Origin of the sequence: Bradyrhizobium ganzhouense (assembly GCF_049949285.1) — a bacterium.
Classification (GTDB): Bacteria; Pseudomonadota; Alphaproteobacteria; order Rhizobiales; family Xanthobacteraceae; genus Bradyrhizobium; species Bradyrhizobium ganzhouense.
Genome location: NZ_CP181318.1, coordinates 3,493,452 through 3,507,368 on the forward strand (window position 1 = coordinate 3,493,452; position 13,917 = coordinate 3,507,368).

A 13,917-nucleotide genomic window follows, 5' to 3' on the forward strand; every position below is an offset into this window, starting at 1 on the left:
GTCCCCGCTTGTACGGTGAGCCGAGGACAAACCAAGGAGTATCAGCATGACGACGTCCGACTCGCTTCGTTATACGAGGATTCCAACCCATGGATCCGTAACGATTCCCGCTGTGGGATTTGGCACGCTCATTCCGGATCCGCTCGTGACCAGGCAAGCCACCAAGGCTGCATTGGAGGCGGGATTTCGGCATCTCGATTGTGCGGAGCGCTACCGCAACGAAGCGGCGGTCGGCGATGCGATGCAGGACGCGTTCAAGGCGGGAACGCTTCAGCGCCAGGACCTGTTCGTGACGACGAAGTTATGGAACACCAATCATCGGCCGGAGCGCGTGAAGCCTGCCTTCGACGCCAGCCGCCGACGGCTGCAACTCGACGATATCGACTGCTACATCATTCATACGCCGTTTGCCTTTCAACCTGGCGACGAGCAGGACCCGAGAGACGAGCGCGGTCAGGTCATCTATGATTCAGTCGTGACGTTGGCGGAGACATGGGGCGCGCTGGAGCGCCTTGTCGACGAGGGGCACTGCAAGTCGATAGGTCTGTCGGACATCACTCTGGAGAAGTTGCGCGAGATCGTTTCGGTTGCGCGGATCAGGCCTGCCATGGTGCAAGTCGAATCGCATCCGTATCTGCCCGAATGGGAGCTGCTCGACTTCTGTCGCGAGCATGGGATCGTGCTCCAGGCGTTTGCTGCGCTGGGACACGCCATGAAGCCGAACCTCCTGGCCGACCCGGTCATCACCGCGATCGCAGACCGTGTCCACAAGACGCCGGCTCAAGTCGCGCTGGCATGGGCCGTCCAGCGCGGCACGGCTTTCCTGACGACCTCGACAAATCCTCGACGTATCCACGAGAACATCGATATTTCTACGCTGCCCGAAGACGCCATGCGGGAGATGCGGGCCGAGATCACGACAAACGTCAGGTTCAACACCGTGGTCGAAACCGGCGTGCCCGGATTTATTCCCCGCGCGGGATGACGCGAGCAACGCAGAGCCGCGTCCCGCGATCGGGACGCGGCGTTGAGGCTTAGGTCAAACCCTTGGGTCGTCGACGCCCGGGTCAGGACTTCAGTTGCGCGATGAGATCGCGGGCGGTCCGCATGTCGGCGATACCAGATCCTTCGGTCATCGCGCCACACGCCTTCTCCAGAACAGCAAGTGCGTCTGCGCGCTGGTCCCGTCCAAGTCTGACCTGCGCGATGCTGATGGCGCATCGCAGCTGCCAGAAGTCCGCGCCCTGCTGTGCGGCCAGGTCCATGGCCTCGTGGAAGCAGGCGTCGGCGGCCTCGGATTGGGGGGACTCCCTCAGCATCAGCTCACCCTTGATGCGAAGCAGCTCCGGCAGATACCAGCGTTCCTGCCTGTCGTTGCAACGCGCCAACGCGTTCTCGATTGTATCGAAGCCGTTGTGGATCTGGTTGGCCTGTCCGAAACAGGCCGCGAGTTCGCCGAGCAGGGGAAGAAAGCGCGGCAGGAAGCGCGCATCGCCGGCGCGATTGAGCTCGTCGCGCAGCAGCGGCAAGCCCGTCTCGACGTTGGTGCGTTTGGCGATGACCAGGGCGTTGAAGGCGCGTGCCCACAGACCCCAGAGTCGTATGGCGTGGCGATCGGTATGCTCGAGCAACTCGGTGCCGTAGCGCTCGGCAGCGTCGTAGTCCCCGGCCAGAAAGGCAATCGGGCAGGCGGCCTGTCCGAGCACGCTGCAAAAGGTCAGCGCGTGGCCATTGGCTCGGCCCTCGTGGATGTTCTGCTCGGCAAGCGCCAGGGCCTGATCGGCATGACCCTGCAGCCACAGGATGCGGGCGCGGAAGTACTGTGTCGATAGTTTGACATCGAGCGGGAAGATCTTTGGCTTCTCGGCCAGCACGTGCAGGGAGGCATTGACCCGGTCGATGCGAATCCGGGCTCCGTTCTGGTCGCCGAGATAATGCAGCGCCACGGCGGTCAACCGGTCGGCCAGCATGAGATCGGTCTTGTCGGGTGAACTCGAAGCGGCCTCGGCGAAACGATCGGCCAGCGCGCGCGCCTTGCCGAACGCGCCGTTGTTGAACTGGTCGATGCACAGGCCCCAGAGCGCCCGCAGCCGGAAATCCTTGTCGTCGAGCCTGTCGGCCAGCTCTAACGTGGCCTCGAGGATCGGGCGTGCCTCGCGTGCGCGTCCTTCGCCATACATCAGCGACCAGCCGAGCGCCGCCAGGAGCTGCATGCGCACGCGCTCGTCGCCGTGGTCTCCGAGCGCGGCAAGCGCCGTTCTGGTGCGCTCGCGACACTCCGAGAACAGCGAAAGACGGATCCAGAGCGTGACCGCCACCGCCGTCAGCGCGATGCCGAGCTGTGCATCGCCATCCGGCGAAAAGGCCCAATCCAGCGCGGCGCGCAGATTGTCGAGCTCCGCGCCATAGACGCCAAGCCAGTCCGACAGCGGCGCGGAGGTCTCGGCCTCGGCGCGCTCGAACAGGTCGCGAAAATATTCGGCGTGCCGCTGCACGATCCGCTTCGCTTCGCCGGCCTCGTTCAGCTTCCCGAGCGCGTAAGTGCGCGTGGTGTCCAGCAGGCGATAACGCAGTGTTCGCGCACCGGACGGCGCGATCAGCGATTTCGTGACGAGATTGTCGATCGCCTCCATGGTCGCCGCCGTACTGAGCCCATCGCCCGACGCGACAGCCGCAGCCGCCTCCGGCGCGAACGAGCCGACGAACACCGACAACCTCCGCAAGATCGCGCTCTCGGATGCGGGAAGAAGGTCGTAGCTCCAGTCCAGTGCGGCGCTGAGCGTCTGGTGCCGCGGGATCGCCGTGCGCCGGCCGCGCCATTGCAGCGAAAACCGGCTGTCGAGCAGGGACGCCGTGCCGGCGATGCCATAGGCATTGACGCGCCCCGCCGCGAGCTCGATCGCAAGCGCGATCCCGTCAAGGCGGCGGCAGATGTCCGCCACCAGCGGTGCTTCTTCCGCGCTGAGCTGAAACGGCCCGGAGCTCTGCGCGATACGTTCGACAAAGAGCTGGGCTGCGGGATAGGCGAGGATGTCGGCCACGGCGAGGTCATCGCGCCGGGGCGGACAATCCAGGGGAAACAGTCGAAAGATCCGTTCGCCTTCGCTACGAAAGGATTCGCGGCTGGTCGCGAGCACATGCAGTCGCGGTGCCTCGCGAACCAGACGTTCGACCAGTGGCGCGAGAGTCTCCAGCACGTGCTCGCAACTGTCGAAGATCAGCAGCGTCGGTTTCGCCTGGAGATGCGTCAGCAGCGCCGGGACCGGATCCTCCGCATTGATGGACAGCCCGAGCGTCGATGCGATGGTGATGGCGGCGAGTTCGGGCTTCCTCACCGGTCCGAAGTCGACGAAGATGACGTTGCCGTCGAAATGGGCCAGCCGGCGATGGCCCACGGTCACGGCCACTGCGGTCTTGCCGATACCACCGGGGCCGACCACGGTGACGAAACGATGTTGCGCCAGCCCGGTCGAAATCTTCTCGATGACATCATCTCGCCCGATCACCCGGGCGAGCGGAGCGGGAAGGGAACGGGAGAGAGGGACATCAACCGAGGGAGCGGGAAGCGCGGGAGCAACCTGAGCGAGTGATGCGACGAAGCAATAGCCGCGCCCGGGGACGTTGACGACATAGCGGGCGGACTTGCCGGTATCGCCGAGGGCCTTGCGCAGTGCTGCGATGTGGAAGCGGAGGCTGCCGTCGTCGACATTCACGTCGGCCCAGACGCGTTTGACCAGCTCGCGCTTGTCGACGACTTCGCCGGGCCGCTCGGCCAGGAAGATCAGGATGTCGAGCGCGCGGCCGCCGACGTGAAGATGCGCGCCGTCCTTCTCCAGGAGGCGGGACTTCGGAAACAGTCGAAATGGCCCAAAGGATATGGCCGAGTCATGGTTGTTATCGTCTGGCACGCACCACAGCCCCCTCGGCAGGGAGTCAAAAATCTTTGACTTTGTCTACCAGATCGACGCGGTGAGTAAACTAGGTGAAAGCAGCGGGGGGTAGCCAGCGGTCCGATCCCGGCTGCATGGATTGATCTGTTGTTGCAAAATATTGCTTTCCAATGAATAGCTTAGGCCTGTGCTCGAAACGGCGCTGTCCGGGTCGGGGGCGCATGCCGCAAAACGGCGGAGACCACCGTTTTGCTCGCCAGGCCGTCGCCTCGCCGATCGCGCTCGCCATTGACGATAGCCGCATCGTGCTGCGAATGAAGTTTCGGGAGCCGGTCCCGCTACCGATCACAAGCAGCCCACCTTCGGAATAGGACATGCCCTCCCTCTCGCGGCGACGATTCGTCAATGCAGCTGCATTTGCAGCGACCGTCGCCGGATTTCCACGCTGCAGAAGCGCCGCAGGATATCCATCGCGCCCCATTCGGCTGGTGGTCCCCTATGGAGCCGGCGGCTCGGGTGATGAAATCGGGCGTCCCTGGGTGGAGAAGATGTCATCGCAGCTCGGTCCGGCTTTCGTCGAGAACATCGGCGGTGCAGGCGGCGCGATCGGGACGACCGCCATCGCGCGCGATGCGCCCGACGGCTATTCGCTGCTTCTGGGAAATGGCAGCACACAGGTCATCATTCCGCTGACGACGGCGAATCCCAGCTATTCCGTCGGCGATTTCCGGGCGATCTATCGCCTGATCAGGAGTGCGCTGGTTTTTGCCACCCATCCGTCTGTGCCGGCCACAAATCTGAAAGAGCTGATCGCTTACGCCAAGGCCAAACCCGGCACGATGTCTTACGGGACGCCCGGCATCGGCACCGGAAATCATCTGGTCGGCGAATTGTTCAAGCAGCAGGCGGGCGGGCTGGATATCGTCCACGTTCCTTATCGGGGGATCGCGCAGGCTACCAACGACCTCGTCGCCGGCCAGATATCTCTCATCGTTGCTGTCATGTCGGTTCAATTGCTGCAATTGAGCGAGGCCGGCAAGATAAAGCTGCTCGCGGTCACACCCGAGAAGCGGTTGAGCGGCGCGCCTGATATCCCGACCGCCATTGAATCGGGCATGCCGGATCTCAGTTATGAGGGATGGTTCGGCCTGTTCGCGCCGAAGCTGACCGACGATGCGATCATCGACCGGATCACGCAGGCGACACGCGCGGCGATGGCCGATCCCGCGCTCCAGGCGGCATATCGCGCGCAAGGCATGGAACCGGACAGCGATTCCAGTCCGGACAAGTTTCAACGCATTGTCGATGCCACGTCGGCAAGCCTTGCTCCCGTGATCAAGTCGATCGGGCTTAAGGCGCTGTAAGAAGGCGACGCTGTGCCATCGGGCAAAATACCCGGGCGCAGCTCAGAACCGCTTCGCCATCTCGGCGAGGCGGCGGTGGGCAGTGTCGCGGGCGGCGCGAATCGGCTCGGCCGGGCCTGCCGTTGGGCCGATCGGCACAAAGCGCACGTCGCTGATGCCGATGAAGCGGAGTGCCTCGCGCAAATAGGGCGTCGCCATGTCGATGCGGCCCCGGTTCATGCCGGTGGCAAAGTCGCTGCCGGAGGCGAGGATGACGATGGTCGGCCGGTCTTTCAGCAGCCCTAAATAGCCCTGCGCCGGATCGAAGCGGAACGTCAGTCCGGGCTGGATGACGATGTCGAACCATTGCTTCAGCTTGTAGGGGATGCCGAAATTCCACATCGGCGTCGAGATCAGCACGCGATCGGCCAGCGCGAAGCGCAGCGCCATCCGCTCGGCCTCCGCGAAGCTGTCGCGCTGCGCGTCGTTGAAGGCCTGCGCGCTCATCCGCGCATATTTGGCCTCGACGATGGGACCTGCAAATTCCGGCATGCGCTCGTGCCAGAGATCGACGACGTCGATGTCCCAGTCCGGGCGGGCCTGGTGAAAGCCGTCAAGGAAGAGTCGGGCACCGGCGCTCGACTCGGAATCGGCGCGCGGGGAGCAGGAGAGGTGCAAAAGCTTTGCCACCGCTCATCCCAGCGCTCTGATGACGGCGTCCGCGCGGGTGACGACAGCGACGTTCTGCATGGCAAAGTTGATCGAGGCCGAGTGCCAGTCGGCATTCATGGTCGAGCAGCAATCTTCCGGCACGATCATGAAATAGCCCTTGTCGGCGCCGGTGCGCGCGGTGTGCTCGACCGACATGTTGGTCCAGGCGCCGGTGTTGATGATCATGTCGCGGCCGGTGGCTTTGAGGATCGTCTCCAGCCGGGTGCCTTCCCAGGCGCTCATCCGCATCTTCTCGACCACGAAGTCGCCAGGGCGCGGCTCGAGGCCCGAGACCGGCGCAGCCCCCCAGCTGCCGCGGACCATGGCCTTGCTGTCGACGAGGCCCTCGAACAGCGGCGCGTTCAGCGTCACCCCGGGCGCGCCGGGCTCGACCACGAACCAGACATGGATGATGGTGACGCCGCGGGCCCGCGCCGTCTCCGCCAGGCGACGGACGTTCTCGACGACATGCTGCTGCTTGGCGTGCCCGGGCGCGCCGGACTGGGCGAACGCGCCGCCATCCATGATGACGTCGTTCTGGAGGTCCTGGATGATCATGGCGCAGCGGTTGGGATCGAGGCGCAACTCGCCGTCGGCCAGGATCGGCGCCGCGGCTGCAGGTCCGGCGCTCGTGTCGCCGCCGCCACTCCGCCTGCCACTCATATAGGGCTCATGGCGCGGTCCGGTCCTGGTCGGGATGGCGTAGACCGAATGCGTCGAGGTCAGGTACAGCGTGCGGAAATCCGATCCGCCCCAGGCGAGGTTGGCGACGAGCTCGGGCACGCGAACCTTTCCGAGCAGCTCGCCGCGCGGCGAATAGACCCAGACGCCGCCGGGCGCGGTGACCCAGACATTGCCGTGCTGGTCGCACTTCATGCCGTCGGGCAGGCCCGGCTCGAGCTCGGATCGGATGCCGCTTGCGAACACGCGCGCGTTCGACAGCGTGCCGTCGGCATTGACGTCGAACACGCGTATCAGCGCCTGCACGGTGTCGTTGACATAAAGCAGTTTCTCGTCGGGCGAGAAGCACAGTCCGTTCGGCTGATCGAACAGAGTTCTGTCGACCACCAGCTTGGGCTCGCCGCCGGGTACCACGCGATAGACGCCCTGGAAGCCGAGCTGGCGCGGCCGTTCGACGCCATAGACCGGCATGCGGCCATACCAGGGGTCCGAAAAATAGATCGCGCCCGAGGAGTGCACGCAGACGTCGTTGGGGCTGTTGAGCTCCTGTCCGCCAAAGTGCGAGGCAAGCACCTCGCGCCGTCCGTCCGGCCGTTCGCGGATCAGCGACGAGGTCGCGTGCTCGCAGACAATCAGATTGAGCTCGGCGTCGTAGGTCATGCCGTTGCATTTGTTCGACGGACGCTTGACCTCGGCGACGCCGCGCCGCGCATCCCAGCGCCGGCGCACGTCGCCCGGCATGTCCGAGAACAGCAAATAGTGATCGACCGGGTGCCAGATCGGCCCTTCCGTGAAGTCAAAACCCGTGCCGACCTGCGCAACGGGTGCGTAAGGGTCGATCAACGTCTCGAATTCGGAGCGCAAGGTGACGTGTGTCATCGGTCGGTCCTCAAGATCATCTTAGGCCGGGAACCAGTTGCGCGCGGGCAGGGACTGCACGATCGGGCCCGGGACCTGGTCGTGGAGCCGGCCGACGACGTTGCCGCCTTCGATCTTGGCGGGGCGGTCGTGCACCGGCAGCAGATAGCGCGAGTTGCTGAGCAGCTTCTTGATCGCGGCCTTCTCGGCGCGCTTGCTGGTGCCGTGGTTGCCCGTCGTGCGCGGCTCCCAGTCGTGGATCTCGTTGAAGGGCGTGACGATCTGGTCGTTGAAATCGTAGATCACGTCACCGCAGATGGTGGCGATGCCGTCGGCGGTCTCGACGATGATGTTCATCGAGCCCTCGGTGTGGGCGTTGGCGGCGTCGCAATAGACGCCGGGCATCAGCTCGATCGGGCCGGTGATCTCGAGGTCGAGGAAACGCAGCGCGCTTTTGGTGTGGAGGCGGTCGATCAGGTGCTTGATGTCCGGGGCCGGATATTGCGGATGCATCAGGCCGGACACCGAATATTCCAGCTCCTTGCGGTTGAGGACGACGGTCGTATTCATCGGGAACAGATCGTCCTTGCCGGCGTGGTCGATGTGCAGATGGGTGTGGCAGACGAAGCGGACGTCGCCCATGCGCACGCCGTGGCGGGCGAGCTGGTTTTCGATCATGTTCTCATGGTACTGCAGGCCCCTCATGCCCAGCGTCTCCATGATCTGGTTGGAGCGGTAGCCGGTGTCGACCACAACAGGATACTTGCCGCCGAGGATCAGAAAGCCCAGCGTGAGGACGCGGCGGGTGCGGCCGCAGTCGCGACCGAGCACCAGGAAGCTCGATTCCAGCTCGATATCGCCGTAGTCCAGGATCTTGATCTCCAGCGCCATTCGTTTCCCTCCCTTTTCTGCTTTTTCTGTCAAAGCCGATAGACACGCGTTGCGGTGCCTCTGAAGATCGCATCACGTTGCTCGGCGCTCAGCGGGGCTGTCGCGGTACGAAATGCGTCGACGAGCTCGCGATAGCTGGTCCACAATTTCTCGATCGGGAAATTGGAGCCGAACAGGCAGCGATCGGCGCCGAAGATCGCGACGGTGTCGGTAACCACGGCTGCGATATGCGCGGGGTCGTTGCGATGAATGAACGTGCCGAGCCCCGAGAGCTTGGAGACCACATTCGGACAGACCGCGAGCCGGGCCATGCCAGCGCGCCAGGCCGCGCGTCCCGCCGGCGCAAGATCTTCCAGCATGCCCGCATGCTGAAGGATGAAGGTCACCTTGGGACAGGACTCCGCAAGCTGCGCCGCATCGGGCATCTGCGGTGTGAAGACCTGGAGATCAAAACTCCAGCCGTAATCGGCGAGGCGCGCAATGTTGCGCCGGACCATGGGATCGATGCAAAGATCGGGCTTTGCCGCGAAGCGATACAGCGGGTTCTCGTGCCAGTGCAGCTGCATCCGTACGCCGCGCACCAGCGGATAGCGCATCAGGCGGTCAAGCTGCGGGCGCACGTCGTCCACCGCGAAATTGGCATAGGCGACGATGGCATGTGGCCAGCCGTGCTCGTCGGCGGTTCGCTGTACCCAGGCGGCTTCGTCCTCGAAGCGGTCGTTGGCCCAATTGGTCTGGACGTAGACCGAGCGGGTGACGCCGCTGCCCTTGAGGTCGTCGAGATATTCCTGGATCGGGTAATCACGGCGAATGGCCTCGTAGGGTCCGAAGATGCGCGGCTGCATCGGGCCGACCAGCCAGGGCAGGTCGGCCTGCCGCCAGATATGATGATGGCCGTCGACAATCTCGGTCACGCAACTCTCCTTCGTCCCAATGCCAGTACATGCGAGACGATCGACGCGCTCGACCCGCCGTCGACGAGATCGTCGACGAAACGCTCGATGGCGATGAGCGCTTCGGTCTGCGGGCGAAAGCCCGAGCCCGCCGCGAGCGGCGTCAGCCAGCTGACGCGCCAGGCGCGCCGCGAGAGTTTGGCCACCGCGTCACGGAGGGCGTCGGGCTCGCCGCGCTCCAGTCCGTCCGAGACGACGACCACGGCCGCTCCTCGCGCGTATCCGCCGAATCGCGGCACTGCGAGGAACGCCTGCAGTGCGTCGCCGATGCGGGTGCCGCCGTCCCAGTCGCTGACGAGATGGGCGGCCGCGCTCAAGGCCTGCTCGCGGCGCTTCAGCCGCAGTGCGCGTGTGACGCGGGTCAGCCGCGTGCCGAAGGTGAAGACCTCGACGTTCGGCGCCGCCTGCACAAGAGCGTGGGCGAGCTTCATGTTGTCTTCAGTGCGGCTCTTCATCGAGCCGGAGACGTCGATCAGCAGTAGGAACTTTCGCGGGCGCTGGCGCCGCTTCATGTGCCCCAGCCGAAGAATCTCGCCGTCGTTGCGGACGGAGTCGCGCAAGGTGCGGCGGAGATCGGCAAAGGGGCCGCGGCGTGCCCGCATGCGGCGATGGCCGCGGCGCCGCGGCAGGCGGCGGGGGGCCTCACGCGAGAGGCGACGAAGCGCATCTGTCGTGGAGAGCTGCGCAAAGCGGCGCTCAACAAGCGCCTCGGTGCGGGTGGCGGTCAGGCCGGATTCATTGGCGTCGTCGGAGAGCAGCGGCTCCTCGTCGCCGCGGCCTTCCTCCTGCAGCCTGACGGTCTCGTCGTCCTCGCCGTCATCAACGCGCTCCAGCGCTTCGCTGCCGCGGAAGTGCAGGTCGAATAACCGGTTGAAAGTCGCGCGGCGTTCGGGAGGCGGTGCGAGGGTGGCCAGTGCGGCCTGCCTGATGTCTCCGAGGTCGCGCGGGCCGAGCAGCTCGATCGCGGTGAGGAACGAGGTGGTCTGCTCCGGGGCGACCGCAAAGCTGTTGGCGCGCAAGAGCGAAACAAAAGAGACGAAGATGCGCGCGGCGCGCGGAAGCTTGGGCGCGGTGCTCATGCGGTTGCCTCCGCCAACATCGCGTCCAGCCGGGGCGAGATGAAGTGCAGATCCTCCTCGTCCTTGAGAGCCACGCCGATCGAGCGTTTGAAGGCATCGGGCCAGCGCGCACCGCCCTTGTGCAGGAGCGTTGCGGCCTCGGCCCAGTCGACGGCCTCGGCGATACCGGGCGCCTTGCTCAGCGGCTCGCGCCGGAGCTTGCCGACGGCTGCGACCACGGCCCGTGCGGTCGCCTCCGCAACGCTGGAGGCTCGCAGCATGACGATGCGCGCCTCACGCTCTTCGGTGGGGTAGTCGATCCAGTGGTAGACGCAGCGGCGGCGCAAGGCCTCGTGCAGGTCGCGCGTGCGGTTCGACGTCAGCACGACGACGGGGCGCTCGGCCGCACGCACTGTGCCGCGCTCGGGGATCGAGATCTGGAAGTCCGAGAGGAATTCGAGCAGGAAGGCCTCGAACTCCTGATCGGCGCGGTCGATTTCGTCGATCAGAAGCACCGTGGAGTCTGGAGCACGCAGCGACGCCAGCATGGGACGCTCGATCAAAAACGTCTCGCCATAGATATCGATAGTCTCGTCGCCGGCCTGGCGGATTGCAAGCATCTGACGGGGGTAGTTCCACTCGTAGAGCGCCGCGGAGGCGTCGATACCTTCGTAGCATTGCAGGCGGATCAACCGGCGGCCGAGCACGGCCGCGATGGCCTTTGCCGCTTCCGTCTTGCCGACACCTGGCGCGCCCTCCAGCAGCAGCGGCTTGCCGAGTGCGAGGCCGAGATAGGCGGCGGTCGCAAGGCCCTCGTCGGCGAGGTAGTAGGCCGCGCGCAGCGCCTTCTCCAGCGCTTCCGGGCTGTCGATGCCGACGATGCTGCTGCGGACCGCCATGAACCGAAACCTCTAGCGTCGCGCCTGCGGCCGCGCGCCGCCCTGGGCCTTGATGGCGCGCAGCACTTTTTCAGGCGTGATCGGCAGATCATCGATGCGCACGCCGACCGCGTTGAAGATCGCGTTGGCTACCGCCGGCAGCACGGGGTTCGCACACATCTCACCCGGACCCTTGGCGCCGAACGGACCATCAGGGGCAGGGCGCTCCAGCACGGCAATGTCATGCGGGCAGATGTCGCCGGGGCCGGGCATCAGATATTCGACGAAGTCGCGCGGGCCGTGCACGGGCTCGGGATAATAAGGCTCCGGCGTCTCATACAGCGCATGGCTGACGCCCATCCAGGCGCCGCCGACGAGTTGCTGCTCGACGAGGCGCGGATTGAGCGCTCGGCCGAGCTCATAGGCGGAGTCCATCCGCACCATCGCGACCTCGCCGGTTTCGTCGTCGACCTCGACCTCGGCGACGAGGCAGGCGTGGGCGTAGCAGGTCGCGGGCGACATTTCGCCTGTCTCCGGATTCACTTCAGAGAGCGGTACCAGGAAGATGCCACGGCCCGAGATGGTCTTGCCCTGCTTGAACTGCGCAGCGATCGCGACGTCCTTGGTCGAGATCGAGCGGTGTGGCGCGCCCTTGACGTGGATGTTGCCGCGCCCGTCGGTCTCGAGATCGGCTGCGTTGACCTCGAGCTCCTCGGCGGCGGCTTCCATCATGACGCCGCGCGCCTCACGGGCCGCCGCCATCACCGCGTTGCCGACGCGATGCGTTCCGCGCGAAGCGAACGAGCCCATGCAATGCGGGCCGGTGTCGGAATCCGCGGTGTCGACATAGACGTCCTCGACGGGCACGCCCAGTGTCTCCGCGCAGATCTGCCGCGTCACCGACTTCATGCCTTGTCCCAGGTCGATCGACGACAGCGCTACCGTGAACTTACCGCTCGGGTTGGAATGCACCAGCGCCTGGCTGGGGTCGCCGCCGAGGTTCATGCCGATGGGATAGTTGATCGACGCGATGCCGCGTCCGCGATGCCGGGCCATCTAGCGCCTCCTGCCGAAGACAGAGGAGAAACGGGTCGCGCCATGCGAGGGCGCAGTCGGCCGCGGCGAGGGCGGCGGCGGAGCGGGCGGTGGCGGCTCACGCGGCGGTTCGCGGGTGACGGTGGGCGGCAGACGGTCGTAGCTGGTGCGCTGTTGTGCCGGAGCGGTTGGCCGGGCGCGCGAAGAATCCGTCGGGGTCGGCGGGATGACAGCGCGGCTACCGCCGCCGTCCTTGCGCGAGGACGCCCGCTTGAACTCCTCGCGAAGTGGCCATTTTGCCTTTTCGGCCGCGACCTGGACGCATTCGATCAGCGCGGTGTTCTTGGCCTCGCGCCGGTGCGCCTTCATGTCGCCGTCGCGATAGGCGTTCAGGATACGGAACTCCATCGGATCCATGCCCACGAGGTGCGCCAGCTTGTCCATCTGGCACTCGATCGCAAAGTCCATCGCGGTCACGCCGAAACCGCGCATGGCGGTGGCTGGTGTCCGGTTGGTGAAGACGCAATAGACGTCGCCATAGACATTGGGGATCGTGTAGGGGCCCGGCAGATGCGCGGCGCATTTCACGGCGGCGTAGCTCGACAGCCGCGTATAGGCGCCGCTGTCGAAATAGCATCGGATCTTGCGCGCGACGACGCGGCCGTCGCGCATCACACCGTCCTTGATGTAGATGCGCTCGGCGCCGCGCGGCGGCCCGTATTGCATCTCCTCCTCGCGGCCGAATACGTAGCGTACGGGCCGCCCGGTCAGCATCGCGCCGAGGATGGCGAGCGGCTCGGTCAGCGTGTCCACTTTGCCGCCAAAGCCGCCGCCGACAGTGCCGCCGATGAAGTGGAAAGTGTTGGACGGCACGTCCAGAATCTTAGCGCAGGTGTCGACCGAGAAGAACAGCGCCTGCGTCGAGGTGTAGACCACATAGCGGCCGTTGGTGTCGGGGGCCGCTATCGCGCCATTGGTCTCGGTCGGCGCGTGCTCGATCGGCGACATCTGGTAGCGCTGCTCCAGCACGTGGTCGGCGGTCGCCAGCGCCGCGTCGGCGTCGCCGAAGCGAAGTTTTTGGTGATCGTAGGTCTCGTGATAGGTGAACGTGTTCTTGGGATAGGTCTCGTTGACGACGGGCGCGCCAGGCTTCAGCGCGTCCTCGACGTCGAACACCGCCGCCAATGGTTCGTAGTCGACCTTGACCTTTGCGACGGCCTCGAAGGCCTCGCGCTCGCTGTCGGCAACGATCGCGATGATCGGTTCGCCCTTGTAGCGGACCTTGTCGACCGCGAGCGACGGCTCGTCGTCCTTGCCGAAATTGATCAGGCTCAAAAGCGTGTTGAGATTGACCGGCACGTCGGCGCCGCGGATGATCCGGCGCACGCCGGCCGATCGCTCGGCCTCGGTGGTGTCGATGCGGCGAATTCTGGCGTGCGCCTGGGTCGAGCGGACGACCTTCAGATGCAACATGCCCTGCAGCTTGTGGTCGTTGAAATAGCTGGACGTGCCCGTGACATGCCCGAGCATGTCCTGGCGCTGGGTGCCCTTGCCGATCTCCTTCAGATTGTCATCGCGCTCGTCGGCGAAGATGTCCTTGCGCAGTTCCAGCATGGTCG

The 13,917-nt window shown here is 65.3% G+C and carries 11 protein-coding genes; 2 read left to right on the forward strand and 9 right to left on the reverse strand.

Annotated features, from left to right (window positions below; genetic code table 11):
- Nucleotides 1–46 precede the first annotated feature (46 nt).
- Nucleotides 47–985 carry an aldo/keto reductase gene (locus tag ACLFLU_RS15825; RefSeq protein ID WP_426413096.1) on the forward strand — a complete coding sequence of 313 codons (939 nt, stop codon included), beginning with the start codon at nucleotides 47–49 and terminating at the stop codon, nucleotides 983–985.
- 82 nt (nucleotides 986–1,067) lie between these two features.
- Here ACLFLU_RS15825 and ACLFLU_RS15830 read toward each other — a convergent pair whose 3' ends face one another.
- The gene (locus tag ACLFLU_RS15830) at nucleotides 1,068–3,908 is read right to left on the reverse strand and encodes an ATP-binding protein (RefSeq protein ID WP_426413097.1); all 2,841 of its coding nucleotides are present in this window, start codon (nucleotides 3,906–3,908) and stop codon (nucleotides 1,068–1,070) included.
- 356 nt (nucleotides 3,909–4,264) lie between these two features.
- Between ACLFLU_RS15830 and ACLFLU_RS15835 the strand changes: the two genes are divergently transcribed.
- Nucleotides 4,265–5,254 (forward strand): Bug family tripartite tricarboxylate transporter substrate binding protein, encoded by a 990-nt coding sequence (locus tag ACLFLU_RS15835; protein WP_426413098.1) that lies wholly within the window; start codon nucleotides 4,265–4,267, stop codon nucleotides 5,252–5,254.
- Between the two features lie 42 nt (nucleotides 5,255–5,296).
- Here the strand turns inward: ACLFLU_RS15835 and ACLFLU_RS15840 are convergent, their stop codons facing one another.
- The 8 genes from ACLFLU_RS15840 to ACLFLU_RS15875 are packed head-to-tail and all read right to left on the reverse strand — an operon-like array spanning nucleotide 5,297 to nucleotide 13,912.
- Nucleotides 5,297–5,923 (reverse strand): FMN-dependent NADH-azoreductase, encoded by a 627-nt coding sequence (locus ACLFLU_RS15840; protein WP_426413099.1) that lies wholly within the window; start codon nucleotides 5,921–5,923, stop codon nucleotides 5,297–5,299.
- A 3-nt stretch (nucleotides 5,924–5,926) separates the two neighbouring features.
- On the reverse strand, nucleotides 5,927–7,504 hold the full coding sequence (locus ACLFLU_RS15845; RefSeq protein WP_426413100.1) for an isochorismatase family protein: 1,578 nt from the start codon (nucleotides 7,502–7,504) through the stop codon (nucleotides 5,927–5,929).
- Between the two features lie 21 nt (nucleotides 7,505–7,525).
- Nucleotides 7,526–8,374 (reverse strand): MBL fold metallo-hydrolase, encoded by an 849-nt coding sequence (locus ACLFLU_RS15850; protein ID WP_280710592.1) that lies wholly within the window; start codon nucleotides 8,372–8,374, stop codon nucleotides 7,526–7,528.
- A gap of 29 nt (nucleotides 8,375–8,403) precedes the next feature.
- Entirely contained in the window at nucleotides 8,404–9,288 is an 885-nt protein-coding gene (locus ACLFLU_RS15855) for an amidohydrolase family protein (RefSeq protein ID WP_426413101.1), read from the reverse strand.
- Nucleotides 9,285–10,406 (reverse strand): vWA domain-containing protein, encoded by a 1,122-nt coding sequence (locus ACLFLU_RS15860; protein WP_426413102.1) that lies wholly within the window; start codon nucleotides 10,404–10,406, stop codon nucleotides 9,285–9,287. Before ACLFLU_RS15860 ends, ACLFLU_RS15855 begins: the two co-directional genes overlap by 4 nt.
- Nucleotides 10,403–11,284, reverse strand: a complete 882-nt coding sequence (locus ACLFLU_RS15865) for an AAA family ATPase (protein ID WP_426413103.1) — start codon at nucleotides 11,282–11,284, stop codon at nucleotides 10,403–10,405. Before ACLFLU_RS15865 ends, ACLFLU_RS15860 begins: the two co-directional genes overlap by 4 nt.
- 12 nt (nucleotides 11,285–11,296) lie before the next feature.
- Nucleotides 11,297–12,319, reverse strand: a complete 1,023-nt coding sequence (locus ACLFLU_RS15870; RefSeq protein WP_426413104.1) for a xanthine dehydrogenase family protein molybdopterin-binding subunit — start codon at nucleotides 12,317–12,319, stop codon at nucleotides 11,297–11,299.
- A complete protein-coding gene (locus tag ACLFLU_RS15875) occupies nucleotides 12,320–13,912 on the reverse strand; it encodes a xanthine dehydrogenase family protein molybdopterin-binding subunit (protein WP_426413105.1) in 1,593 nt (530 codons plus the stop codon).
- Nucleotides 13,913–13,917: the final 5 nt, after the last annotated feature.